Annotated in this window: 20 protein-coding genes; 2 read left to right on the top strand and 18 right to left on the bottom strand. The window is 69.7% G+C overall.

The window, feature by feature from the left end:
• Positions 1–63: 63 nt before the first annotated feature.
• The 18 genes from ACQP1O_RS27965 to ACQP1O_RS28050 all read right to left on the bottom strand — a co-directional run bounded on the left by ACQP1O_RS27965 (position 64) and on the right by ACQP1O_RS28050 (position 21,870).
• Positions 64–1,248, bottom strand: coding sequence for a thiolase family protein (locus tag ACQP1O_RS27965; protein ID WP_433561420.1), 1,185 nt, complete (start codon positions 1,246–1,248; stop codon positions 64–66).
• Positions 1,241–2,443 (bottom strand): LLM class flavin-dependent oxidoreductase, encoded by a 1,203-nt coding sequence (locus ACQP1O_RS27970; RefSeq protein WP_433561421.1) that lies wholly within the window; start codon positions 2,441–2,443, stop codon positions 1,241–1,243. The genes ACQP1O_RS27965 and ACQP1O_RS27970 overlap by 8 nt, the downstream gene beginning before the upstream one ends.
• Before the next feature lie 14 nt (positions 2,444–2,457).
• Positions 2,458–3,918, bottom strand: coding sequence for a carotenoid oxygenase family protein (locus tag ACQP1O_RS27975; RefSeq protein WP_433561422.1), 1,461 nt, complete (start codon positions 3,916–3,918; stop codon positions 2,458–2,460).
• Positions 3,919–3,987: 69 nt separating this feature from the next.
• The gene (locus ACQP1O_RS27980; RefSeq protein WP_433561423.1) at positions 3,988–4,902 is read right to left on the bottom strand and encodes a winged helix-turn-helix transcriptional regulator; all 915 of its coding nucleotides are present in this window, start codon (positions 4,900–4,902) and stop codon (positions 3,988–3,990) included.
• Positions 4,903–4,945: 43 nt separating this feature from the next.
• On the bottom strand, positions 4,946–6,898 hold the full coding sequence (locus ACQP1O_RS27985) for an MFS transporter (protein WP_433561424.1): 1,953 nt from the start codon (positions 6,896–6,898) through the stop codon (positions 4,946–4,948).
• Between the two features lie 535 nt (positions 6,899–7,433).
• Positions 7,434–8,837, bottom strand: a complete 1,404-nt coding sequence (locus ACQP1O_RS27990; protein WP_433561425.1) for an FAD-dependent monooxygenase — start codon at positions 8,835–8,837, stop codon at positions 7,434–7,436.
• Positions 8,834–9,409 (bottom strand): TetR/AcrR family transcriptional regulator, encoded by a 576-nt coding sequence (locus ACQP1O_RS27995; protein WP_433561426.1) that lies wholly within the window; start codon positions 9,407–9,409, stop codon positions 8,834–8,836. The genes ACQP1O_RS27990 and ACQP1O_RS27995 overlap by 4 nt, the downstream gene beginning before the upstream one ends.
• Before the next feature lie 26 nt (positions 9,410–9,435).
• The gene (locus tag ACQP1O_RS28000) at positions 9,436–10,245 is read right to left on the bottom strand and encodes an alpha/beta hydrolase fold domain-containing protein (RefSeq protein ID WP_433561427.1); all 810 of its coding nucleotides are present in this window, start codon (positions 10,243–10,245) and stop codon (positions 9,436–9,438) included.
• A gap of 318 nt (positions 10,246–10,563) precedes the next feature.
• Positions 10,564–11,715 (bottom strand): serine hydrolase domain-containing protein, encoded by a 1,152-nt coding sequence (locus tag ACQP1O_RS28005; RefSeq protein WP_433561428.1) that lies wholly within the window; start codon positions 11,713–11,715, stop codon positions 10,564–10,566.
• Between the two features lie 107 nt (positions 11,716–11,822).
• Positions 11,823–13,325, bottom strand: a complete 1,503-nt coding sequence (locus tag ACQP1O_RS28010) for a hypothetical protein (RefSeq protein WP_433561429.1) — start codon at positions 13,323–13,325, stop codon at positions 11,823–11,825.
• A gap of 151 nt (positions 13,326–13,476) precedes the next feature.
• Positions 13,477–15,342, bottom strand: a complete 1,866-nt coding sequence (gene iolD, locus ACQP1O_RS28015) for a 3D-(3,5/4)-trihydroxycyclohexane-1,2-dione acylhydrolase (decyclizing) (protein ID WP_433561430.1) — start codon at positions 15,340–15,342, stop codon at positions 13,477–13,479.
• Positions 15,339–16,241, bottom strand: a complete 903-nt coding sequence (gene iolB, locus ACQP1O_RS28020; RefSeq protein ID WP_433561431.1) for a 5-deoxy-glucuronate isomerase — start codon at positions 16,239–16,241, stop codon at positions 15,339–15,341. The genes iolD and iolB overlap by 4 nt, the downstream gene beginning before the upstream one ends.
• Entirely contained in the window at positions 16,238–17,131 is an 894-nt protein-coding gene (locus ACQP1O_RS28025; RefSeq protein ID WP_433561432.1) for a Cgl0159 family (beta/alpha)8-fold protein, read from the bottom strand. Before ACQP1O_RS28025 ends, iolB begins: the two co-directional genes overlap by 4 nt.
• Positions 17,122–18,060, bottom strand: coding sequence for a 5-dehydro-2-deoxygluconokinase (iolC, locus tag ACQP1O_RS28030; protein ID WP_433561433.1), 939 nt, complete (start codon positions 18,058–18,060; stop codon positions 17,122–17,124). The genes ACQP1O_RS28025 and iolC overlap by 10 nt, the downstream gene beginning before the upstream one ends.
• Positions 18,057–18,869: an ATP-binding cassette domain-containing protein gene (locus tag ACQP1O_RS28035; protein ID WP_433561434.1), complete on the bottom strand. Its 813-nt coding sequence runs from the start codon at positions 18,867–18,869 to the stop codon at positions 18,057–18,059. The genes iolC and ACQP1O_RS28035 overlap by 4 nt, the downstream gene beginning before the upstream one ends.
• The gene (locus ACQP1O_RS28040; RefSeq protein ID WP_433561435.1) at positions 18,866–19,921 is read right to left on the bottom strand and encodes an ABC transporter permease; all 1,056 of its coding nucleotides are present in this window, start codon (positions 19,919–19,921) and stop codon (positions 18,866–18,868) included. The genes ACQP1O_RS28035 and ACQP1O_RS28040 overlap by 4 nt, the downstream gene beginning before the upstream one ends.
• 20 nt (positions 19,922–19,941) lie before the next feature.
• On the bottom strand, positions 19,942–20,937 hold the full coding sequence (locus ACQP1O_RS28045; protein WP_433561436.1) for a sugar ABC transporter substrate-binding protein: 996 nt from the start codon (positions 20,935–20,937) through the stop codon (positions 19,942–19,944).
• Between the two features lie 15 nt (positions 20,938–20,952).
• Complete coding sequence (locus ACQP1O_RS28050) at positions 20,953–21,870, bottom strand: TIM barrel protein (protein WP_433561437.1); 918 nt, start codon at positions 21,868–21,870, stop codon at positions 20,953–20,955.
• A gap of 265 nt (positions 21,871–22,135) precedes the next feature.
• Here ACQP1O_RS28050 and ACQP1O_RS28055 point away from each other — a divergent pair, with 265 nt between their 5' ends.
• Both ACQP1O_RS28055 and ACQP1O_RS28060 read left to right on the top strand, forming a co-directional pair.
• The gene (locus ACQP1O_RS28055) at positions 22,136–23,140 is read left to right on the top strand and encodes a LacI family DNA-binding transcriptional regulator (protein WP_433561438.1); all 1,005 of its coding nucleotides are present in this window, start codon (positions 22,136–22,138) and stop codon (positions 23,138–23,140) included.
• Between the two features lie 14 nt (positions 23,141–23,154).
• Entirely contained in the window at positions 23,155–24,165 is a 1,011-nt protein-coding gene (locus ACQP1O_RS28060; protein ID WP_433561439.1) for a Gfo/Idh/MocA family protein, read from the top strand.
• Positions 24,166–24,194 lie beyond the last annotated feature (29 nt).

Consider the following 24,194-nt stretch of genomic DNA (forward strand, 5'->3'; position numbering starts at 1 on the left):
GGTGACGGCGCAGCTGGTCCGGTGGCGGCGGGCCGCGGGTCGGGTCATGCGGCGGGCCGCGGGTCAGGTCATGCGGCGCAGCACCACCGCCGAGCCGAGCCCGAGCGCGGCGGGAATGGCGACCAGCGCGTGCTCGCCGTCGCGGCGGCGCAGTTCGTCCAGCGCCTGGGCGATGAGGATCCCGCCGGTCGCGCCGAGCGGATGCCCGACCGCCACCGCACCGCCGGACGGATTCACCCGGGACGCGTCCAGTCCGAGCTCACGCATGAGCACCAGCGGTGTGACGGCGAAGGATTCGTTCACCTCGATCACGTCCAGTTGCGCGGGTGAGATGCCCGCCCGCTGCAGGGCCACCCGGGCCGCGCTGGTCGGCGCGGTCAGCAGCGGTGAGCGGACCGCCGTCTGGGCCGTGCCCACGATCTGCGCCACCGGCGGCCGCCCGAGCATGTGCTCGGCGCGCCGACTGCCCAGCAGCAGCGCCGAAGCCCCGTCGGCGAGTTGCGGCGCGGTGGCAATGGTGTGCAGCCCGGCGGCGGGACGCCGCGCCTGCGGCGTCCGGCGGGCCACCCGCTCCCAGGACGGATCGGCTCCGAACAGGGTGGGCAGCGCGGCGAAGGCCGACGCACACGCGTCCGGCCGCGCGCCCTCGTCGGCGGCGAGGAGCACGGTGCCGCCCTTGCGTACCGGGATCACCGACGCCGATGTGGCTGCGCTGCTGGCCTTTCGATGCGAGCGCACCGCGAAGGCGTCCAGCTCCGGCCGGGTGATGCCGTACTCGGCCGCCGTGAGATCCGCCGACACCCCGATGGTGACGAACCCGGTCCGCTCCCCCAGATCGGCGTCGCCGGCGATGGCGGGCCGATCCGCCAGCATCGGCACCCGCGACATCGACTCCACCCCGCCCGCGACGATCACATCCGCGAACCCGGCCGCCACCCGCGCCGCCGCGCCCTCCACCGCGTCCAGACCGGAGCAGCAGAGTCGCGAAACCACCGCCCCCGGAACGGAATCCGGCCATCCCGCCCACAACACCGCGGCCCGGGCCACATTCGCGCCCTGCTCGCCCACCGCGGTACTCACCCCGACCAGCACGTCGTCGACCGCCGCCGGCGGACAGCCCCGCTCCTCCAGCGCCGCCAGCAACTGCCCGAACAACTCGTACGGCGGAACCTCCGCCAAGGTGCCCCCACCCTTGCGCACCCGCCCTCGCGGCAACCGCACCGCGTCATAGACGAACGCCTCACTCATCGATTTGCCTCCGCTGTTCTGCCGACTCCGGGTCGGACTCTTCTCCGCCAGTCTCCGGCACGCCGGGGCCCGAATCCGTAACGATCCCGGTGAGCGCGTCGAGCGTCCGATATCCGGCCGGGTCTTCGGCCGTCGTCACCGGTACGATGACCACCTCGTCGGCCCCCGCATCCGCGTATTCGCCGAGGCGGGCAGCCAGCGTCCGAGCATCACCGAACATGCCCACGGCCGCTGGCAATTCATCCGGAACGGCCGCCAGCACCTCACGCGGGTGGGCTCCGCTGCTCGCCAGCGCGACCACGTCTCCGAATCCGGCCTCGGTGAACATGGCGTCGTACCCGGGGGCGCGCAGGTATCCGACGACACCCTGCCGGACGGTCGCGTGCATGTCGGGGTCCGGATCCGCGGCCGCGATCACCCACACGGAGACCGGCGGTGCCGCGCGCCCGGCCCGCGCGGCGAATTCGCCTATCGCGGTGACACATCGGGCAACCTGGGCCGGTGTCACCAGATTCAGCACCACCCGATCGGCGCAGCGCGCGGCGACCTCCAATGCGCGCTCGCCGAAGGCCGCGACAATGATCTCGCCGCCGGTCGATCGGCCGGCCGTGCGGAGCCGCGACCGATGTTCTCGGCCATGGCCGTTCGAGGACGCCCGGCCGCGCTCGGATCCCACACTGGGCCAGTCGATCTCGGCGGACTCATCCGGTCCGTGCACGGGCAGGGTCGGGCGCGGGGCGGGCAGACGGAGGCGGAATCCTCGTATGCGTTCGATCAGGCCGTCGTGTTCGACCTTCTCCCCGGCGAGCAGGGCCCGCACGATGCGGCTCGTCTCCTCCAGATGCCGTGCGGTGCGGTTCCTTCGGCGGCTGTGCCAATCGCGGACCACCACCGTGCTGGAGGTGCCGAGGGCGATGTCGACCGGGCGTCCGGTGAGGGCGGCGACGGTGGCCGTCCCCATTGCGATGGTCGCGGGGCTGCGGACGCCGACGGCGAGCGGGCCGAGACACAGCGGGATCCGGCCGGGGGCCCGGCCGATGGCGGCGGCCAGGGCGAAGGCGTCGAAGGTCGCCATCTCGCCGACCCAGAGACGGTGGAAGCCGAGCTTGTCGGCGGCCTCGGCCACCAGCAGGGCGTCCAGAGGTTCGCGGTTCTGCCAGTACGGGAGGCTGACACTCAGATGCGGAAGGGGCACGCGGACAACCTTTTTCAGGAGAGCGGGCGGGCGGCGGCGCGCATGCGATCCCCGCTGACCCAGGTGGCGTGGAAGCCGAGCGGGACCCGGACCGGCAGGCCGAGGCGGCATACGGGCCCCGCGGTGAGGTCGGCGGCGTCGTAGATCCACACCTCACCGAGGCCGGTGTGAGTGTTGTGGGCGAACATGGTGAGCCAGGCGTCGTCCTCGGCGGTGCCGCCGGGGCGCGGGACCACGGTGAGCTCACTGCCGAAGATGCCGTCACCGAAGGGCGCGGTCTGCTTTGCGCCCGTGCGGATGTCGTACTTGATGACGGCGTCGAAGATCATGGTGCGGTCGACCGACAGGCGCATCTGATACGAGTAGCGGCCCGCGCGGCCGGTGCGGCCCTGATCGATGGCGGGGAACTCGGTGTTGACGTCGTCCATGACCTCCTCGCTGGTGGCGCCCGTGCGGAGGTTGAAGCGGTACCTGTGCAGCTTGGCTTCCGGGCGCAGATAGGCCAGCAGCTGGGCCAGGGGGTGAGCGCGGTCGGACACCGGGCTGGGTTCGGAGACCCGGCAGACCACCAGGACGATCTCCTCGCCCTCCTCCCACGAATTGACGGTGTGGTAGATGTAGCCGGATTCGGCCTCGAACCACTTCGCCTGCGCCCCTTCGCCATATCGCGGCAGCACCGCGAACCGGCTGGGCAGCGTGCGGTCGAAGAAGATCTTGAAGCGGCCGGCCGCGGCCGCGCGCGGATCGTTGTAGAGCGGCAGATCCATGAGGATCGAATGGTTCTCGGTGATCGCCATGTCGTGCGGCAGACGCGGGCCGGGTAGTTCCAGCCCGGTGAAGTGCGTGACGGTGCCGCCCGGGTCGGCCACCCCGTAGCGCAGATACGGCGAATGGATGCCGTAGTCGAAGAACAGCAGTTCCTCGGTGCGCTCGTCCACCTTGGCGTGCGCCGACACCTCGCCGCGCAGGGTGCCCTGGAAGGTGTCGACGCCGCGGGTCTCGAGGCTGACCGGGTCCAGTGCGTAGGGCTTGCCCGCCCGGTACCACAGGGCCAGCAGATTGCCGTGGTGGTAGACGACATCGGTATTGGCCGCATTGCGCTCGCGGCGATCACCGGGCGGATTGTGGTCCCAGGGTTCGATCACGCCGCGCCACAACGCGGTTCCCGCCGCGTGCTCGGCATCGAACTCGCCCGTCCGGATGAAGCGGTTGCGGTAGGTGGCCCGACCGTTCTCGAAGTGGACCGCGTGCAGCATGCCGTCGCCGTCGAACCAGTGGTAGCGGCCGATCGGGGCGAACTGCGGATTGGGGCCGTTACGAACGTAGACGCCATCGAGATCGGCCGGCAGTTCCCCGTGCAGCACAGTGAGATTCGTGGCCGTGGTTTCCTGCGCGCAGGGCGCGTACGGGCCTTCCAGATACGGGTTGGTGAGCGCCTCGGCGGCGGGCGCGATGAGTTCTTCGTTGAGCGGCATGCGAAGCCTCCAGCGACCGGGAGTGGAGACCCGGCGAGATTCACTACAGTTAATGAAGTGATACGCGTCTCACCGGAGACTGTCAAGAGCCGGGCGCTCGGCCGGCGGCTCGAAGCGCACGTCCCGCCGGCCGAGCACCGCCGCGCAGCCCCGGCAGCGCAGCGCGGGGACCAGCACCGCGCCGCATTCCTTGTGCCGGAGGCTCAGACCGGGTTCCGACGTCTGCGGATGTGCGCGCTGGGACCAGGCCAGCAGGAAGGCGAAGACCCCGAACAGCGCCCGCCCGCGCGGGGTCAGCCGATAGTCGCGCCCGTCCGGCTCGGACCGCTGCAGGATGCCCGCATCCACCAGGCGCGCCAGCCGTTCGGTGAGCGTGGTCGGCGAGATGCCCAGTGCCGCACGAAAATCCGAGAACCGCCGTGCCCCGGCCAGGGCCAGCCCGGTGACCGCCGCGCTCCACCGGTCGCCGATGGCCTCCATGATCTCGTCGAAACGCGCGTCACCGCGGGCGAGCGTGGCCGCCCGCACCGAGCGCCGGCGGCCGGAGGTGAGGCTCCACAGCGCATCCCGATCCAGTTCCACTGCGGTGTCGTGGGCGGTGACGTCGCGGCCGCAGCCCCGGCACATGACGACCGGCGGGCCGCGATGCCCGCACAGCGTGTGCGTGAACTCCGGCAGCAGCGCCCACTCGGCCGTCCACTCCCGCTGCCAGGACCAGACGCACACCAGGATCTCCCAGGTCGCCAAACCCAGGTCGGTGAGCCGGTATTCGTAGCGATCGGCCGGGCCGGGCCGGGGCGTGCGCACCAGCACTCCGGCATCGACGAGCGCCGCCAGCCGGGCGGTGAGCACGGCGGGCGGCGCTGCGGTGCGATCGGCCCACTGGGTGAACCGGCGCGCGTGGTCGACGAAGGCGTGCCGCAGGATCGTCAGCGTCAGGCGATCACCGAGCAGATCGAACGTCGCGGCTACCGGGTTCGTCACTTCAATAACTGTACTTCATGGGCAGGGACTGCACGGTTTCTGCCTACTCGGTCATGGTCGCCAGCTCACGCTCCACGGCCGCGTCGTGCTCGGCCGCTTCCTCGGCCGCCTTCTTCGGGCTCCAGTGTCCGGCCATGATGAACACGAACGGGATGAAGCAGATCTGCGCGACCAGGCAGATCCACCACCAGCGCTTCCACTGCTTGGGCGAGTCGATCTGAGCCTGCTTCACGTCCTGGCCGTGCGCGGACAGATAGGCGAGATCGTCGGCGGGTATGGCGCTCACGGCCTTGAGCTTGGCGCTCGCCGCCGTCAGGGCCGGTCCGGTCTGGGACGCCACCGCGAGCTGATCGACCGGCACCTTCTGCGCGGCGGTGATCCGGGCGATGGCCTGATCCGGCGGGATGTTGAACTTCTTCGCGACCTGACCGACCGCGGTCGCCGCGCTCGCCTGATCGTTCGGGTTCGTCATCAGCTTCACCAGGACTTGCGTGTCGATGGCCTGAAGCGTGGCCAGCTCATCCGGGTACTTGGCATTGAGTTCGACGGTGGTCTTCACATTCGAGGCGGAGTCGCCGGTCAGCTTCACCAGCGCGGCGACCTGTGCCGCTTCGTCATTCGGATTCTTACCCAGGGCCGTGAGCGTATCCGCGCCGACGGTCTGGATGGTGGCGATCTCGTCGTGGTACTTGGCATTGATGGTCTGCAGCCGCGGACCGTAGTTCACCAGCGTGCCCGCGGCGGTGACCACGAACAGCAGACCCAGCAGTACGAACGTCACCACGGTCCGCAGCACGCCGCCCCACACCGCGAGCCCGACCGCCGTGGCCGCCGGATTCCGCTTCTCCACCGTCTCGGTGAAACTCGCCATCCAGGTGGAGTAGGCGATGCCGGTGCCGACGGCGGTGAAGCTCATGACCGCCGCGAACGTGTAGTAGTCGGTACCCGGTTTGTCGGTGTAGCTGAGGAACAGGTAGCACCCGATGATGCTGATGATCGCGCCGAAGACCATGAACGGTTTGCGCACCTTCATCGCGTCGGACACGATGCCGGTCAGCACCAGTGAGATGGCGGAGGCGATCCAGTACCAGTTACCCAGCGAATTGGCCTGTGCGGCGGTGAAGCCGAAGTTGGTCGCCATGTAGACCGGCAGGAACGAGACGATGGTGTAGAAGAACGCCAGGAAGATCGAGATGGCCAGCGCCGAGCCGACGATGTCGAGATGCATCATCTGCTTCCACTGATTGCGTTCCAGCGCCTCGACATCCAGTCCGCGCGCCCGTGCCTCGATCAGCGCCTTGTCGCGCAGCGACACCATGATCTGGTCGCGCAGTCTCGGGCTGAGTTCGCGCAACCCGATCAGGCCGAACACCGAGATCACGGTGCAGATGACGCCGGCCAGCCGGTAGTGGTACTGCCAGTCCGGATGGGCGTCGAGGGTGTGCGTGGAGATCTCGGTGGTGACCAGCGCACCCAGCACCGGGCCGAGGGTCCAGAACCCCATGGCGGAGGCGCGATCCAGCTGCGGCGAGAAGTCGCGCACCAGCGCGGGCGTGGCCACCAGCACCGCGCCCTCGACGATGCTGATCATGCAGTAGACGGCCAGGTACGCCTCTTTGGTCGTGCACTGCGGTTGCGCGAACAGCGTGAGCAGCGAGGTGACGACCGTGCCGTAGGCGACGATATTGGCCCGGCCCCACCGGTCGAGCAACCCGGTCACCACCGAGGCCACGGCCCCGAAGGCCGCGCCGACGATGAAGATGCCGACGAAGTACCGGAAGCTCAGATTGAAGTAGGCGATCAGCTGATTACCGACCGCGCCGGACACGAACAGCTGGTAGTACAGCGCGACCGACACGATGACAACCAGGAACAGATACCAGGATCGGGCGGGCGTGTCCGGATAGTGCGGCAGCTTGCGCCGCCACAGCCCGGTGACCAGCGTCGGCGGGGGAAAGTCCGCGGCCGGGTGTACCGCGGTCGGTGTGCTACTCATGTTCGTGACGCCTTTCTCTCCCCCGGCGTTTCGCGCAGCCGAAAAGCCCTTCGGACGCGGCACGAGCAGCCGGGTGAAAACAGGGTAGCGGTCATGAGTGACCTGAATCACTGTTACCGAAATCCGCACTGGACAGTTGCGATAAATTGGGGCTCCTGGGAGGTGGTCAGCACCCCGTTCGCCGCGGGTGACGCACCAGGCCGGCCGTCGTCAATTCCACCGCCCGCGGCGCCTTCCGAGATCCTCACCCACGCCCGCAGTCTGCCGAGCAGTCGGCCGGTCCGAGATCAGGAAGCTCTCGAGGCGCGAATCCGGACAGTGTCCGCGCTGGGTCGGCGAGCGGTCGACCATGCTGGAACAAGGGCTCGTTGACGGTAGAACCTCTGCGGTCCTTAGGGATTCCGAGGGTGGTTTGGTCCTCTCGGGGAGGGATCGGTCAGGTTTCATGACGGCGGCGGATTGGTGGGGGCCGGTGGCGTAGGAGGAGCCGGCGCCGTTGAGGATGGCAAGGCGCGCCGGAAACGCACCCCGGAACTCAGCGCCGCAGATATTTTCCGATGACTTCGGCAGATTCGCTGATCGCGCCGATATAGCCGTCGGGTCGGACCAGGACGTAGGTGCCCGGGTTCATGTCGTAGCCCTCGCCCGTCGGCACATCGATCGCGGCAACGCCGAGGTCGGGTCCGGGGGCGTCGAAGGCCAGCAGGGTGTGATGCGGACCGCGGAAGACATCGAAAAGTCTTGCGCCGGAAGAGGAAAGTCCGTCGGGGGCACGGTCTCCGGCGCGTAGCTCGCCCGGTTCGCTGCGGTCGTCGAGCGCCAGCGGACCATTGCGATAGGTGATGTCGAGCTGATGGATGGCCGGTGCCCCGCCGCCGTGGAAGTCCTGTCGATGCAGCTGCGTGGTCAGGCCCAGTACGGCCGACGCGACCGGCATTCGTTCGGCCGCATAGGTGTCCAGCAGTTGCGGGTCCGCACCGGCCTGCACGGCCGCGAGTTTCCAGCCGAGGTTGTAGGCGTCCTGCACCGCGGTGTTGAGGCCCTGTCCCCCGGCCGAGGAATGTACATGGGCGGCGTCGCCCGCCAGCAGTACCCGGCCCACGCGATACCGGTCGACCATGCGCACGCTCACCCGGTACAGCGAGATCCATCGCAGATCGTGCAGGTGGATGTCGGTGCGGCCGGAGCGGTCCGCGCACAGCCGGCGCACCCCGTCCAGGGTCAGGTCCGGCACCTGGTCGGCGGGCATCGAGGCGACGAACTGGTAGTGGTCGCTGCCCGGCAGGTTCCACAGCGAGAAGCGGTCGCCCACCGCGCCGTTCCCGGTCAGGATGTGGCAGAACCGGCCGTCCAAGCCGTCGGCACGGACGTCGCCGATCAGGGTGCGTTCGGTCTCGAAGGTGTCGCCCGCGAAGCCGATGCCGAGCGCCTTCCGTACGGTGCTGTGTCCGCCGTCGGCGGCGACGAGATAGTCGGCGCGGATTTCGCCGTCAGCGGTCTGCGCTGTGACAGTGGTGGAATCCTGTGTGACACCGATGATTTCGGTGTTCCACTCGACTCGTACGCCGAGGGCGATCAGGTGGGCGTGCAGGATTTCCTCGGTCCGCCATTGCGGAATGAGCCAGGTGTCGGGATAGGGCACGGCCGGTGAGGCAGTGAGGCCCGGAGCGCCGAGCATCTCGGAGACCGTGCGCTCCCACACCACCTCCCGCCCGTGGTACAGGCGAAACTTCGGGAAGGGCTCGCCCCCGGCCTGAATGGCGTCGAGCACCCCGAGGTCCTCGAACACCTCGAGGGTGCGCGGTTGCAGACCCTTGGCCCGCGAACCCGGGAAGACCCCGGCAGCCTTGTCGACGATGCGGAACGGGACGTGATGGCGGGCCAGGTCGCACGCCAGGGTGAGCCCGGTCGGCCCGGCGCCGACGATCAGAACGGTCACTGTGTGGTTCCTCGATACTGGAGCAGGACGAGTAGGACGTCGTCGACGAGGCGGTCGATGAAGGCGGCATCGAAGGGGGCGCCGATCTGCAACTGGCGCATGATCATTGCCTCGGCCACGTCGTGGACGAGTTCGGTATCGGTGTCCCCGGGTAGCTCGCCGCGGGCGATCGCGCGGTGCAGCGCGTCGTGGAACGGGGACAGCTCCTCGTTCTCCGTGTGCTCCCGCAGCGCGGCCGCCAGCTCCGGATCATGACGCATGGCAGCGATCAGGCCCTCGATCATCGTGGCGATCTGGTCGGACGCCTTGTCGCGCAACGTTTCCAGCACTGCCACCAGATCGCCGCGCAGGCTGCCGGTATCCGGAATATCGGCATTCTGCTGGGCGTCGTGGGCGTCCAGCGCCGCCTTGATCAGCTCGGCCTTGTTGCGCCAGCGACGATAGATGGTCGCCTTGCTGGCATTGGCACGCGCGGCCACCGCGTCCATGGTCAATGCCGGGTAGCCGCGCTCGGCGACCAGGTCCACGGTTGCCGCCAAGATCGCGTCGACACGCTGTTGTCCTCGAACCACGACCGAAGAGTACGACACGGTTTCGTTCACCCCGCTGATCCCGGCACCCGCGACAGTCCCCGATCGATCCCGCCGGCACCGACGACGAAGGCGGCGATCTCGTCGAGCGCCCGCCGCGCCTCGGGAATCGGGAACAGCGGCCAGACGTGCGGCATCCCCGAATACTCGTGCCAGGTCAGAGGAAAGCCCAACGCTGTCGCCTTCGACCAGAGCCGATGGGCGTCGGCACTGAGGATCTCCCGTGTCCCGCTGAAGAGGGCGATCGGCGGCAGCCCGTCGAGACTCCCGAACAGCGGGCTGACCACGGGGTCATTCAGGTCGATATCACCGGCGAACATCCGGGTCAGCACTCGTAGCCCGCGGGCGGGGATGATCGGATCGATCCGGTCGAGTTCGTCGATCACCGGATCACTGACGGTCGCGTCCACCAGGGGCGAGAGCAGGACCAACCGCACCGGTGCGGGGAGTCCGCGGTCGCGGGCCTGCATCGCCAGGGACAGCGCGAGATTGCCGCCCGAGGAATCGCCCATGAGCGTCAGCTCGTGGCCGGATGCCCGATCGGCATAGAGGGATATCAGCCACGCGAGGATCTCCCGGGCGGTGTGCTCGGGTGCCAGCGGATACATCGGAACAGTGACCGAACAGTCCAGCAGCTCCACGAGTTTCGCGATCGTCTCCCAGTGCGGGTCGGTGATGGGCCGCACCCAGCCACCCCCGTGCAGGTACAGCACCCGCCGCCGAGGCTGCCCGGATCGCGGACCCAGGACATGGACGTCGTGCCCCTCGAACTCCTCCTGACGCACGTCCAGCCGCGACCGAAGCGTGTCCGACGGCACAGCAGGCCCCTTCCGCCGATCCGCCGCGATCGACCGCCGAATCCGCTCCTCCCCGTCGAGACCACGCCGAACACACAGCACTCGCATCGCGCACATCATCAGATGCGCTCTGACACTGGACATTTCAACCCTCCCCGCACTGCCGATCACCAGGACCCCTGAAGTGTACGAAACCGTTTCGTACACTTCAACCCCCAAAGCGCACTGTGCTGCTCAGCAGGTACTCGGCGCGCCTCGGGACTTCCCGACGGAGTGGCCGGACCGCGCCGCATGCAGGGGCGCCGGATGGCTTATGCCATCGGGCCTCTGGGTCCCCGATTACAGGGCACTGTAAGTGGCGGCGACCAGGTCGTGAGCGCGGCGATCGCCGGAGAGCCAGTCGCGGCGCAGATTCGGAGTAAAGGCGATCGCGACACGGTTGTCGAGGTCGCCGAGGCCGAGTGCGCCGCCCGCGCCCGGGTGGCCGAACGCCGAGGAGCGGGCGGGCGCGGGGAGGATGAAGTTCTCACACGGGAGCATGTATCCGAGCCCGAAGGCGCTCTCCAGCAACAACACCGAGTCGGGGCCGCGCACCTGTTCACGCACCGCGTCACGCAACACGGCCGTGGGCAGCAGCGCGCCGCTCACCAGGTCGCTGTAGAAGCGGGCCAGCGCGCGAGCGGTGGTGACCAGGCCGGTTGCGGGCCAGCCGCCCGCCAGGACCTCCGGCTTGTTGTACGAGCCAACGGGATTCGCAGAGGCGCGCATCGCGAGTGAGCCGGGGTCGCGGTAGGCGGCGGCCATCCTGGCGACCGTGTCCGCGTCGATCGGGCCGGAATCGGTCCAGGCCATCTCCGAGGCGGGCGGGAAGGCAGTGCGCGCGGACTGCCGCACGATGTGGGGCGGCGCGCCGATCCACAACTCCGCGCCGAAGTGGCGGCGCACGTAGTCGCCGACCGTGGATTCCGTGTGCCTGCGCACGAATTCGCCGACCAGCCACCCGAAGGTCAGCGCATGATAGCCGTGTTCGGCGCCGGGCGCCCAGATCGGTTCCTGCGCCGCCAACAGCGCGGCCATGGCCGCCGGATCCGCGGCATCCTCGACCGGGACCGGGCGGTCGAAGGCCGGCAGCCCGGCGCGGTGGGCCAGCAGATCGGCGAGCGTCGTCGACTCCTTGCCCGCCGCACCGTATTCCGGCCACCAGGTCGTCACCGGTTCGTCCCAGCCGATTCCCCGGTCGTGGGCCACGGCAAGGGCGGCCGTGGCGGTGAGGGCCTTGGTGCAGGAGAAGGTCACCACGGGGGTGTCCCGTTCCCAGGTCCGGTTCGCCCGCGTGTCCGCCACGCCGCCCCACAGATCGACGACCGCCCGCCCGTCCACGAAAACGGCGACTGCCGCCCCCACGTTCCGCCCCTCGGCGAAGCTCGATTCGAAAACCTCACGCACAGCCCGGAAGGCAGGATCGACCTCGCCTTTCACGAATCCGCTCATGACCGAATTAGAACACGTTCTAGTTTCGGAGACCAGTGCCCAGCACGACATGCGCCGACACCGGGTATCTCATGAGATACCCGGTGGGGCAGCGAACAGCTCGCCGACTACTCGTCGACGCCGCGGAAATACAGGATGTTGGAGCCGTGCGACGCGAGCGGCCCGGCCTCGGCGGCCTGGCGGATACCACTGCCCGGAAGGCAGGTGAGCTTGGTGAACATCGTGGTGTTGCCGAAGGCGGAGCGGACCTGGGTCTCGGAGGCGTAGTCCGCGCCGTAATCGGACAGGGCCTTGAAATCCAATGGGGCCAGCGGCTTTTCGAGCGGCGTCTGGGCCGCGGGGAGGCCGAGGGCGGCGTACTGGGTGGCGGCGCCGCCTTCGTACCAGCACAGCTCGTAGGACATCTGCTCGGTGGTGGTGACGCTGACGACCGGCCACTCCTGCGACAGGCGCAGCGCCAGCGGGTGGCGGCCGACGGGGGCCACCTCCCAGTTCAGGCTCTTCACCGAGACCCAGTGCTCGGAGACCTTCTCGATCAGGACCACGTCCCCGCCGAGTCGTTCGGCGCGGTTGGGCTCGGGTTCGGGTGTGCTCCAGTGCTTTTCGTCGACGCCGAGATACGCCGAGCTGGGCACGGGTTGCGCGCCGTCGGCGGTGTAGGCGGCGAGGATGGCCGCGCGCACCAGGGTGACGGCATTGCGCGAGGAGCAGCGCACGCTCAGCGCGCCGAAGGAGGTGCTGATCTCCACCGGCTTGGACGGCTGGTCCGGCAGCGCGCCCGCGGCGATCGGCTTGAGGCCGACCAGCGCCAGCTGCCAGTTGATCTCCTCGATGGTGGCCAGGTCACCGGCCGTCTGATAGAGGATCTGCTGCTGGGTCAGGTAGCCCGCGCGTTCGAGGGTAGCGCACTCCAGCTTGCGCAGGGCGGTGACGGTCTTGCTGGTGAATCCGATGTCCTCGACCCGGATTTCGCGCAGCCGCTGCGTCATGGCCGGGGTGGTGACGCCCGCATAGCACTCGCGGTACATGGCCAGCGCCTGCTTGCGCTGGCGGCCCACCATGAGGGTGCGCAGCAGGGTGTTCAAGGAGGCGAGGTAGCGGTTGGCCTGATCCGGGTCGGCGGCGAAGAGCCCGGCGCGGATGCGCACCGCGTCCTCCCCCGCGGCCACCGCCGCCCTGGGGTCCAGCCGGCACAGCCACACGCTGCACTTGGACAGCGCGTCCGCGGATGCGCCCGCCGCGAGCGGATAGTTCTGCGCCACATGCCGATACGCCTGGCAGGCATTGCGGATGGTGGACGTGGCCAGCTCCCGGTGCCCGATGGTGCGGGCGGCCTGCTCGAACAACCGCAGCGCCTCGGTCACCTCGGCGGCGAAGGGCGCGGTGACATGCCCGGCGGTGAGCCAGCGCAGCCGGATGAGTACCGCCTCCTGCGCGGGCTCGAGGGCCGAGGCCGACCGATCCCGCTGAGCCGGGTCGTTCTTGGTGGCCATGAGCGCGCGGGCGAGCTCGCACAGCGAGGTGGCCAGTGCCAGCTCGGCTTCGGGCGTCCGGTCCCGCGCGGCCCCGCGATCCGCGGCCACCTGGCGCTCGATGGCGCTGAGATCCATTGCGACCTTCAAACTCCCGTAACCCGTGCACGCGCCTTCCCGATCGGCGACCGTCCGCGTGTTTGCGCCGAGTCTGCCATATATTCGGCGCGCGGGTCGCCCAACCGGCGGGATGCCAGGATTTCCGAGCGCCCGCGCGTGGCGGCGTCGATCACGCGGGGCGTGTGTACCGCAGCTGCCCGGGCTTGTTCCGGTCGTATTCGGCGCGCCCCGAGAGATGCTGCGGCACACCGACTTCCCACCAGGCACCGGCCTCGGTCCAGGTCGACGGGCGGGTGCGGACCACCACGACCGCGGGCCGCCGCCCGGTGCGGGCGGCCTCGCGGGCGCCGGCGTAGGCGTCGCGGAACTCGCCGAGTTCGCTCGCGGTGAACACCGCGCAACCCAATGCCCGGGCGTGGGCGGCGAAGTCGACCCGGGGCGGGGTGGCGTGATTGGTGCGGCAATCCGCGTAGAAGTTGTTGAAGGGCTCGGCCCCCTGTCCCTGCTGCAGTCGCGCGATGACCGCGTACCCGTCGTTGTCGCACACCACCGCGACCAGCGGATGCCCGGCGAAAGCGGCGGAGAAGAGCTCGGAGTTGAGCATGAGGTAGGAACCGTCCCCGAGCAGGGTGGTGACCAGGCCCTCAGGTTCCGCGGTGCCGGATCGCGCCCGGGCCAGCGCCGCGCCCCAGGCTCCGGCGAGCTCGTATCCCATGCAGGAGAAGCCGTATTCGACGTCCATGGTCGGTACGCCACCGGCCGCGCGCCAGCCGCCCACCAGTTCGCCGGGCAGCCCGCCGGAGGCGGTCATGACGTAGTCGGAGGCACTGCTGAGATCGTTCACGGCGCCGACGATCTGCGCATAGCTGGGCGCCCCCGGCGTCGGCGCGCGCAGTTTGTCGATGTGCGCGTCCCAGTCCGCCCGGACCGCGGCGGCCCGTGCCGTCCAGTCCGGGTCGGCGAGCCACTCGCCGACTTCGGGTTCCAGATCGCGCAGGGCGGCGTCGGCATCGCCGACCACGGCCAGCGCGCCGTGCTTCACCGCGTCGAACCGGGCGGTATTGATGTGGACCAGACGGACTTCCGGCCCGAAGACGGTCCAGGACGCGGTGGTGAAGTCCTGCAGGCGGGTGCCGACCGCCAGCACCACATCCGCCGCCGCGGCAAGGGTATTGGCCGACGCCGCACCGGTGATACCCAGCGGTCCCGCGTACAGCGGATGGTCGTGCGGGACCAGCGTGCGGCCCGCGGTCGTCTCGGTCACCGGAATCCCGTGGCGCCGAGCGAATTCCAGCGCCTGCCCGCCCGCACCGGAGTACCGCACACCACCACCCAGGACGAGCAGGGGACGCTGCGCATCGCGCAGGACGCGGGCGGCCTCGGTGATACCGCGCCGATCCGGCCGCGGGCGCGGAACGTGATGGACGACCGGCTCGAACAGGGAGTCCGGAAAGTCGTAGGTCTCGGCCTGCACGTCCTGCGGCAGGGCCAGCACCACGGGCCCGGCCTCGGCGGGGTCGGTGAGGATCCGCGCCGCCTGCGGCAGTGTCGCGAGCAGTTGTTCGGGCCGGGTGATCCGGTCGAAATAGCGGCTCACCGGACGAAACGCGTCGTTGACAGTGACGGTGGGGTCGCCGAAGTGCTCGACCTGCTGCAACACCGGATCGGGCGCGCGGCTGACGAAGGTGTCCCCGGGGAGCAGCAGCACGGGCAGTCGATTCGCGTGTGCCACACCGGCGGCCGTCACCATGTTCAGCGCGCCCGGCCCGATCGAGGAGGTGGCGATGCCGACCTGCCGCCGCTGCGTGGCCTTGGCCAGCCCGACAGCTGCCAGCGCCATGCCCTCCTCGGTGTGCCCGCGCCACAGCGGCAACGCGTCGCGATGCTCGGCCAGCGCGGTCCCCAGGCCGAGCACATTGCCGTGCCCGAAGATGCCGAAAGCCGCGGGGAACAGCGGCACTTCATCGCCTTCGAGGGTTTCCGAGCGCTGGGCGATCAGCCAGGTCACCAGGGCCTGCGCGGTCGTGAGCCTCATGCGAGCCGTCCTTCGTGGGAGGTGACCGGGCACCGCGGATCCACGGCCTGGCTCGCCCATGCCGCCCGTATCCAGGCGTGCGCGGGGTCGTCGCAGAAGGCCATGGATCGCTCGGGCGCGGGCCCGGCCAGCACGTTCAGGTAGTACATGGGGTACCCGGGCGCGGCCGTGCACGGACCGTGATAGCCGTGCGGCACCAGGAACACATCGCCGTCCCGGACCGTCACGGTCTCGTCGAGCGAGCCGTCGGTGGTGTAGGTGCGGTGCATCCCGAAACCCTCGGGCCCCGAAGCGATTCCGTCACGCCCGGCGATGCGGAAGTAGTAGATCTCCTCGTTGACGACCTCGCACTCGCCGGCCTCGTCATGCTTGTGCGGCGGATACGAGGACCAGTTCCCGTCGGGCGTGAGCAGCTCGCACGCGTTCAGCTTGTCGGCGTGCGTCCACGCGCTCGGCGTCCCGAAGTTGGTGACCTGCCGCGTCGCCCGCCCCGCCCCGCGCACCTCGACCGGAACCCGCTCGGCCGGACCGTATTTCGGGTCCAGCCGTTTCGTGCAGCGCGCCATGGGCAGCGCCACCTCGATCCCGTCCGCGGTCGTCAGCTCGACCTCCGCGTCGCGGGGTACGTAGGCGAAGTCGGTCACGCGGGTGAAAACCGACTCCCGCCCGGCGAGTTCGAACACCAGCCCGTCCACCCGCACGGTGCACGCCCCGGCCAACGGCAGCACGAACGCCTCGAAGTCCCCGGTGTTCACCATCCGCCGCTCCCCTGCCGCCAGCCGCAACACCCGCAACCCGGCGTAGGTCCAGCCCGCGTCCTCCGGAGTCAGCAGCACGGGATCGCCCGAATCCGCCAGCGTTCCGGCCGGTCGATGCAGGTCCTTCATCGTCGAGCTCATCGTGCCGCCTCCAGCACCTGGGCGGCGGCCTGCACCGCGCCGGCGACATCCCCGTCCGGTGGGTAGAGCAGGCTGCGGCCCACCACCAGGCCGCGCGCGACATCGTGGCGCAGGGCCGCGCCCCAGGAGGCGAGATCGGATTCCGGGTCGCCGGAGGGCGCACCGCCGAGGATGACGACGGGGAGTGTGGTGGCGTCGAGCACCGAGACATCATCGGGCGCAGGGATTTTCAGCCAGGTGTAGGCGGAGGTGACCCCGAGACCGGAGGCGACGGTGATGGCTCGCTGCAGTGAGGCGGCGTCCTTGTGCATGGTCAGCGCGCCGTCGGCGTCGCGGGTGTAGGGCAGGGGTTCCACCATGGCCATGAGCCCGTGTTCGGCCAGTTCGGAGACCGCGCGGGCACAGGCCTCCAGGGTCGGGATGGTGCCGGGATCCGAATCGACCAGGCGCAGCAGCATTTTCCCGCCGTCGAGGCGGTACTTCACCAGCGCTTCGGCGTCGTACCCGGTGAAGCGGTCGTCGATCTCCCAGTCGGCGCCCGCCAGCCCGCCCCGGTTCATGGAGCCGATGACGATCTTCTCGTGCACGGCGTCCAGCAGCAGCAATTCCTCCACGATGTCGGGCGAGCCGAGCACGCCGTCGACGGCGGGGTTGGCCAGCGCGACGAGCAGCCGTTCCAGCAGGGTACGGCGGTCTGCCATGGCGGTGCGATCGGCGCCGACGCCGAGCGCGCCGCGGGCCGGGTGGTCGGCCGCGACCAGGAACAGGGTGCCCCGGTCCGACAGCAGGTTCGCGCGTCGCCGCCGGTCGGCGTAGGCGCGCCTGACCGCTTCGGGGTCCGTGGCTCGGGTGTGCAGCAGTTCGTACCACCGCGCATCGTTCAGGTGCACAGCATCTCCTCGATCTCGGCATCGGTCGGCATGGCGTCGGCGCAGGCCAGCCGCGATGCCACCAGCGCGCCGGCGGCATTGGCGTAGGCGGCCAGGCGATGCGGAGCCCAGCCTGACAGCAGCCCGTGGATGAGCGCGCCCCCGAATCCGTCGCCCGCGCCCAGCCCGCACAGCACCTCCACCTTGCAGGGCGGCACCGTCCAGCGCTCGGAGCCGGTGGCGATGAGCACGCCCTCCGCGCCGCGCTTGACCACCGCCAGCCGGACCCCGCGGGCCAGCAGCCGGTCCGCGGCAACGTCCGGATCGGCGGTGCCGACCGCCACCTCCACCTCGGTCCGGTTGCCCACCACCACGTTCACGTGATCGACCATCCAGCCGATCTCGGCGCGCGCGGTCGCCGCATCGGGCCAGAACATGGGCCGGTAGTCCAGATCCAGCACGGTGTGCCCGCGCCGGGCCCGGCGTTCCAGGATGGCCCGCTGGGTGGTGCGGCCGGGTTCCGCGCTCACCCCGGTCCCGGTCACCCACAGCAGCGGCACGGAATCGACCACGTCCCAGGGGATCTCGTCCTCGGTGAGGGTGAGGTCCGGCGCGATGGGCGCACGGTAGAACAGCAGCGGCGGGTCCGCGGGCGGCTTCAGTTCGCAGAACACCACCGGCGTCTGCAGTCCCGCTGCCGTTCCCACATACCGTGCCGACACCCCGAACCCTTCGAGGGCGTCGCGCACGAAATCCCCGAACCCGTCCGGCCCCACCTTGGTGAGCACCGCGGCACGGCGGCCCAGCCGCGCCGCCGCCACCGCCACATTGGTGGCCGTGCCGCCGAGGAATTTCGCGAAGGTCGTCACCTCGGCGAGCGGCACCCCGCTCTGCTCGGGGTAGAGGTCGACGCCGACCCGGCCGATCGTCAGCACCTCCAGCTCGGTCACGACACCACCCGCTCCAATTCGTGTTGCAGCGCCTCGAGTTCCGCGCCGCCGGCCATCTGCCTGGTCAGCTCGGTGAGGTCGATCGCGGACTTCTCGTAGCTGCCCAGCGTGGCGCCCCGTTTGAGGAGCAGGAAGCGGTCGCCGACCGGGTAGGCGTGATGCGGATTGTGGGTGATGAGCACGACGCCCAGTCCGCGATCACGCGCCTGCACGACATACCGCAGCACCACACCGGCCTGCTTCACACCCAGGGCCGCGGTCGGCTCGTCGAGGATGAGAACCTTGGCCCCGTAGTGGACCGCCCGCGCGATGGCCACGCACTGGCGCTGACCTCCGGACAGCGTCCCGACCGGCTGCTCCAGATCGGGAATGTCGATCCCCATGTCCGCCAGACCTTTTCGCGCGATGTCCTGCGCCTGCCTGCGGTCCAGCAGCTCGAGCGGGCCAAAGCGCCTGATCGGCTCGGAGCCGAGCACGAAGTTGCGCCATACGCTCATCAGCGGCACCACCGCCAGATCCTGGTAGACGGTGGCGATGCCGAGGTCCAGCGCCGCACGCGGCGAGGGCAGTCGCGTCGATTGCCCTCCGATGCGCAGCTCCCCGGTGTCGTGCTGGTGCACGCCCGCCAGGATCTTGATCAGCGTCGATTTGCCCGCGCCGTTGTCGCCCAGGACACAGGTGACCTCACCGGCTTTCACCACCGTCGAGACGTCGCGCAGCGCCACCACGCCGCCGTAACTCTTTCCGATGCCGACCGTTTCGATGAGCGGCACCACGGTCCCGGCGCTGTCGTTGTCCATCGCGGTCATCGGCGTACCCTTTCCGCCCGCTTCTTGAATGCGTTGTTGACCAGCACGGCCGAGAACAGCAGCACGCCGAGGAACAGCATGAACCAGTCGCTGTTCCAGCCCGCCAGCACGATGCCCTGCCGCGCCATGCCGAAGATGAGCGCCCCGATGGCCGCGCCCACCACCGAACCGAACCCGCCGGTGAGCAGGCAGCCGCCGATCACCGCGGCGATGATGTACTGGAATTCCAGTCCCACACCCTGATTGGCCTGCACGCCGGCGAACCGCAGGAGGTTGCACGCGCCCACGATCCAGCCCGCGAACGCGGTGGTCATGAACAGCAGGATCTTGGTGCGGGTGGCCGGCACGCCCACCGCGCGCGCGGTGGGCAGCGAGCCGCCGACCGCGAAGATCCAGTTGCCGAACCGGGTACGCGCCAGCACGATCGCCGCGATGGCGGTGACCACTATCCACCACACCACCGACGCCTGGATGCTGGCATTGCCGATCTTGGTGGTGGAGGCGAAAACCCAACCGGCGGATTGATATCCGTCCGCGCCGCGCACGCCCGACACCTGCACGGTGCCGGTGGCCCAGCGCGTCACCCCGAGATTCAGGCCCTGCAATGCCAGGAAGGTGCCCAGCGTGACGATGAAGCTCGGCAACCCGGTGCGCATCACCACCCACCCGTTGAGCGCGCCCACCGTGAGTGCGAAGGCCAGCGAAACCACCAGCGCGAGCCACACATTCCAGCCGGCGTGCACCGCCAGCAGCCCGGTGATCAGTGCGGTGGAGGCGGTCATCACGCCGGTGGACAGGTCGAATTCGCCGCCGATCATGAGCATGGCCACCGCCACCGCCATGATGCCGAGCGTGGAGGCGTCATCCAGCCAGGTCGAAATGCCCAGTGGCTTCAGGAATTTCGTGGTCACCAGACCGAAGAACACGAAGACCACCACCGCGCCCAGCAGCGCGCCCACCTCGGGTCGGGCCACCAGCCGGTTGAGAATGGCCAGCCGATCCGGCGACGGCGCGACCGTCGCGGTCTCGGATGTCGTTGTCGTCGTTGTCATCTCATCGTCTCCCGGCCCGTTCACCGCGTGCCCTGGCCGACCAGCGCGGCGACGGCATCGACATTGCTCTTGTCCACGAACGCGGGGCCGGTCTGCACCGGATGGCCGCCGCCCACGGCGTTCAGGTTCGATCTGTAGAGCTTCAGCATCACCACCGGCAGATAGCCCTGCTCGTACTGCTGCTGATCCACCGCGAACAACAGCGTCCCGGCCCGGATCGCGCTCACCACATCGGAATTCAGGTCGAAGGTGGCCACCGTCGCCTTCGAGGCGGACTCCCGCACCGCGTCCACCGCGCGAGCGGCGATCTGCGAATTCAGCGTCAGCACCGCGTCGATGGAGCGATCGGCCTCCAGCGCGCCCTTGATGCGCGACTGCACATCGGTCGGGTTGTTGATATCCACCTGCAGGGTGGTCGCGGACCCGAAGCCCTGGGTGGCGCCGGCGCAGCGTTCGTTCGCGCCGACGTTCCCTGCCTCGTGGATCACGCACAGCATCCTGTGTCTTCCGGCGTCGGCCAGCCGCTTCCCGGCGGATTCACCGGCCAGGCGCTCGCTCTGGCCGACATGGCCGATGGCCCCGAACTGGACGCTCTCGGCCTCACCGGAGTTGATGGTCACCACGGGAATCCCGGCGGCGACGGCCTTTTCGACCGACGGCTTCAGCGCGTCCGGGTTGGCCATGGACACCACCAGCCCGTCCACGCCCTGGGCCACGGCATTGTCGATGAGCTTGGCCTGCTGGGTCGGATCGCCCGAGGAGTTGTACTCGACCCGGACGCCGAGGTCCTTCCCGGCGGCTTCCGCACCGTTCTTGACCACGTTCCAGAAGGCGTCGCCGGGCGAGCCGTGGGTCACCACGGCCACCGACTTCAGGGTGCCCACCGCGACGGGGGCCTGAGCGGGTCCGGTGACATCGGCACCGGGGCCGCTGCAGGCGGCGAGCACGGCCGCCGCCGCGAGCCAGGGCGACAGGCGCAGCCAGCGGGGGCGGCGCGATCGGGAGATTGCGGACATCGTCGTCACCTCCCACTAAATCCGAGCCGAGGCGAGACCAGCGCCGATCTCGGCGAGGTGTCGCAGACTTCGCCGAGTGTCACCCGTCGGGCCCTCCGCGGTGGCGCCGGGACGCAATGCGGTGTCCTGCTCGATCACATGCCAGCCCCGGTATCCCCCGGCGTGCGCCGCGCGGACCAGGGCCGCGATATCGACATCTCCGGTACCCAGCGGAACATAGAGCCCCTGCCGGACGGCCTCGCTGTATTCGATACTGCCGCTGCGCACTTCGGCGGCCACGGACTCGCGGACATCCTTGAGGTGGATGTGCCCGAGGCGATCCGCGTGACGGCGGACCAGATCGACCGGGTCGGTGCCGCCGATGAGCAGGTGCCCGGTGTCCACGCACAGGTCCAGCCCGGAGTCGGCGAGAAAGCGATCGACCTCGGCGGCCGTCTCGACGTGGGTGCCCACATGCGGGTGCAGGGCGACGCGCAGGCCGTGGGCGGCGGCGATGTCGCCGACCGCGGCGGCGGTGTCGATGAGGGTCCGCCATTCGCGATCGCCGAGAGGTGTCCGGGTGTCGTACCCGTCCTGCCCGGTGGCGGCGGCCAGCACCAGGATCTCGGCGCCGGCGGCGGCGAACCGCTCGGCCGCGGCGCGGGCGGCTGTGACGGCCCGGTCGGGTTCGCGGTGCAGCGCCAGGGCGAGGAAGCCGCCGATCGGCGCAATACCGTAGGTGCTCAGGGTCTTACGTAGCTCGACGGGATCGTCGGGTAGGTAGCCGGGCGGGCCGAACTCGGTGGCGGTGATGCCGAGGTCGGCCATCTCGGCCAGGACGATGTCCGGTTCCAGGACATACCCCCAGCCGGGGACCTCGCAGACTCCCCAGGAGATCGGCGCGGCGGCGATACGCAAGGGGGTGATACGCAGTGGATGGAGCGGTTCGGTCATCGGCACTTCCCAGACCCGTCGTTGGCCATCGGTGAGGCTCGTTGGAGCGCTCCAACAATGTAACCTGGCTCACTCTGGTGTCAAGGGTCCGACGTGCACCGAAAAGTAGTGTGTAAGCACGGAAAACGCTGTCTTCCAGGGGAAATGGCGCCGGATACCGATGTCCGGAATATCCGATTAGAGCGCTCCATTGCCTCGGCCAGGGCAACGCTGTAGCGTGCGACACACATCGATCGACACACATCGATACCGACGGGAGGCGACCATGACCAGACCGACCATGGAGGACGTCGCCGCCCGCGCCGGCGTCTCCCGGGCGCTGGTCTCGCTGGTCATGCGGAACTCCCCCAAGGTCAGCGAGCACCGCCGCCGCGCGGTCCTCACCGCGGCCGCCGAACTCGGCTACCAGCCGCACGCCATGGCGCGGTCGCTGGCCAGCCGCACCTCCAACATCGTCGGCGTCATGGTGTCCGACCTGCGCAATCCCTTCTTCGCCGATGTGGTCGAAGGCATGGACGAGGCGGCGCAGCAGGCCGGGCTGGAGCTCATCCTCAATACCGGCCGCCGCAGCGCGACGCGGGAGCGGACCGCGCTGGAGAGCCTGCTGGGCTTCCGCCCGGGCGGGGTCATCCTGCTCTCCCCGGTGCTGCCGGCCTCCGCCATTCGCGACGCGGCGGCGCGCTGCCCGGTCGTCCTGGTCTCGCGCACCTCCACCAGCCCGGCCGTGGACACCGTCAACGACGACGGCGAGCTCGGCGCGGCACTGGCCGTGGATCACCTTGTCGCCCTGGGGCATCGGCGCATCGTGCACCTCGACGGCGGCGCGGCCTTCGCGGCGCCGCCCCGGCGCAAGGGCTACACCGCCGCCATGGCCCGCTACCACCTCGAACCCATGGTGATTCCCAGCGAGCACACCGACGAGGCGGGCGCGGGCGCCGTCCGCACTCTGCTGAACATTTTCTCCCCCAGCACTTTTCCCACCGCACTGGTGTGCGGCAACGATTTCAACGCCGTGGGCGCGATGGCCGCGCTCGAACAGGCGGGACTGCGCGTGCCCGAGGACGTTTCGGTCGTCGGCTACGACAACACCTCGCTGGCGGCGCTGCGGCACGTCGCGCTCACCACCATCGACCAGCCGCGCACCCGCATCGGTGGGCTGGCCGTGGAGGCCCTCGCCGAACGACTGCGCGCCGACCGAACCGATCCGGTGCGCAAACGTCTGGAGCCGTCACTGGTCATCCGCTCGACCACCGCCCCACCCCGCGACTGACAGGAGCCATCGCCATGTCCCCGATCACAGTGGGCCTCGCCGGCACCGGCCGCATCGGCACCTCCCACGCCGAAACCCTCAGGGCCCTGCCGGGTGTGGGCGCGGTCGTCGTGACCGACACCGATGCCGAACGCGCCCGCGCCACCGCCGACAAGCTCGAGGTGGAGTACGCGCCCGATATCGAGGCGCTCTTCGCCGCCGGTATCGACGGCCTGGTCATCACCACCGCCACCGACTCCCATCCGGCCCTCATCACCGCCGCCGTCGACCGCGGCATCCCGGTCTTCTGCGAAAAGCCCATCGCCGCGGACATTCTGGGCACGCTGCAGGTGGTCGAACGCGTGGAGCGCTCGACCGTGCCGGTCCAGATCGGCTTCCAGCGCCGCTTCGACGCCGGGTACCGGGCCGCGCGTGCCGCCGTCGCCGCCGGGGATCTGGGCTGGATCCACACCCTGCGCGCCACCACCCTCGACCCCGCGCCACCGCCCGCCGAGTACATTCCGCGCTCGGGCGGTCTGTTCCGCGATTGCGGCGTCCACGATTTCGACATCATCCGCTGGGTCAGCGGCCGCGAGGTGGTGGAGGTCTACGCCACCGGATCCAATCGCGGGGAACGGTTCTTCGCCGATGCGGGCGATGTCGACACCGCCGCCGTGGTGCTGCGCCTCGACGACGGCTCACTGGCCAACGTCGCGCTGAGCCGCTACAACGGCGCGGGCTACGACGTGCGCCTGGAAGTGCTGGGCTCCAAGGGCAATGCCATCGTCGGGCTCGACGAGCGCGCCCCGCTGCACTCCGTCGAGCCCGGCCAATCGCCCTCGGGCCTGCCCGCCTATCCGGGCTTCATGGACCGCTTCCACGGCGCCTACACCGAGGAGCTGGCCACCTTCCTGGGCGTTATCACCGGCCGGCTCGCCAATCCGTGCCCGCCCGCCGACGCCCTGGAGGCCTTCTACATCGCCGAGGCCTGCGAGCTGTCCCGGCATCAGGGCAAGCCGGTGCGGCTGGCCGACATCCGCCGCTGAAACTTCGGCTACCGCAGCGCGGCCTCCCC

It is taken from the genome of Nocardia sp. CA-151230 (assembly GCF_050942175.1).
GTDB lineage: Bacteria > Actinomycetota > Actinomycetes > Mycobacteriales > Mycobacteriaceae > Nocardia.

Coding starts and splice junctions, on each gene's coding strand:
- ACQP1O_RS28050 (WP_433561437.1), bottom strand. CDS start 21,870: ATGACCGAACCGCTCCATCCACTGCGTATCACCCCCTTGCGTATCGCC.
- ACQP1O_RS27965 (WP_433561420.1), bottom strand. CDS start 1,248: ATGAGTGAGGCGTTCGTCTATGACGCGGTGCGGTTGCCGCGAGGGCGG.
- ACQP1O_RS28055 (WP_433561438.1), top strand. CDS start 22,136: ATGACCAGACCGACCATGGAGGACGTCGCCGCCCGCGCCGGCGTCTCC.
- ACQP1O_RS28045 (WP_433561436.1), bottom strand. CDS start 20,937: ATGTCCGCAATCTCCCGATCGCGCCGCCCCCGCTGGCTGCGCCTGTCG.
- ACQP1O_RS28005 (WP_433561428.1), bottom strand. CDS start 11,715: ATGAGCGGATTCGTGAAAGGCGAGGTCGATCCTGCCTTCCGGGCTGTG.
- ACQP1O_RS28035 (WP_433561434.1), bottom strand. CDS start 18,869: ATGACCGCGATGGACAACGACAGCGCCGGGACCGTGGTGCCGCTCATC.
- ACQP1O_RS27985 (WP_433561424.1), bottom strand. CDS start 6,898: ATGAGTAGCACACCGACCGCGGTACACCCGGCCGCGGACTTTCCCCCG.
- ACQP1O_RS28010 (WP_433561429.1), bottom strand. CDS start 13,325: ATGGATCTCAGCGCCATCGAGCGCCAGGTGGCCGCGGATCGCGGGGCC.
- iolD (WP_433561430.1), bottom strand. CDS start 15,342: ATGAGGCTCACGACCGCGCAGGCCCTGGTGACCTGGCTGATCGCCCAG.
- ACQP1O_RS27975 (WP_433561422.1), bottom strand. CDS start 3,918: ATGCCGCTCAACGAAGAACTCATCGCGCCCGCCGCCGAGGCGCTCACC.
- ACQP1O_RS28040 (WP_433561435.1), bottom strand. CDS start 19,921: ATGACAACGACGACAACGACATCCGAGACCGCGACGGTCGCGCCGTCG.
- ACQP1O_RS28060 (WP_433561439.1), top strand. CDS start 23,155: ATGTCCCCGATCACAGTGGGCCTCGCCGGCACCGGCCGCATCGGCACC.
- iolB (WP_433561431.1), bottom strand. CDS start 16,241: ATGAGCTCGACGATGAAGGACCTGCATCGACCGGCCGGAACGCTGGCG.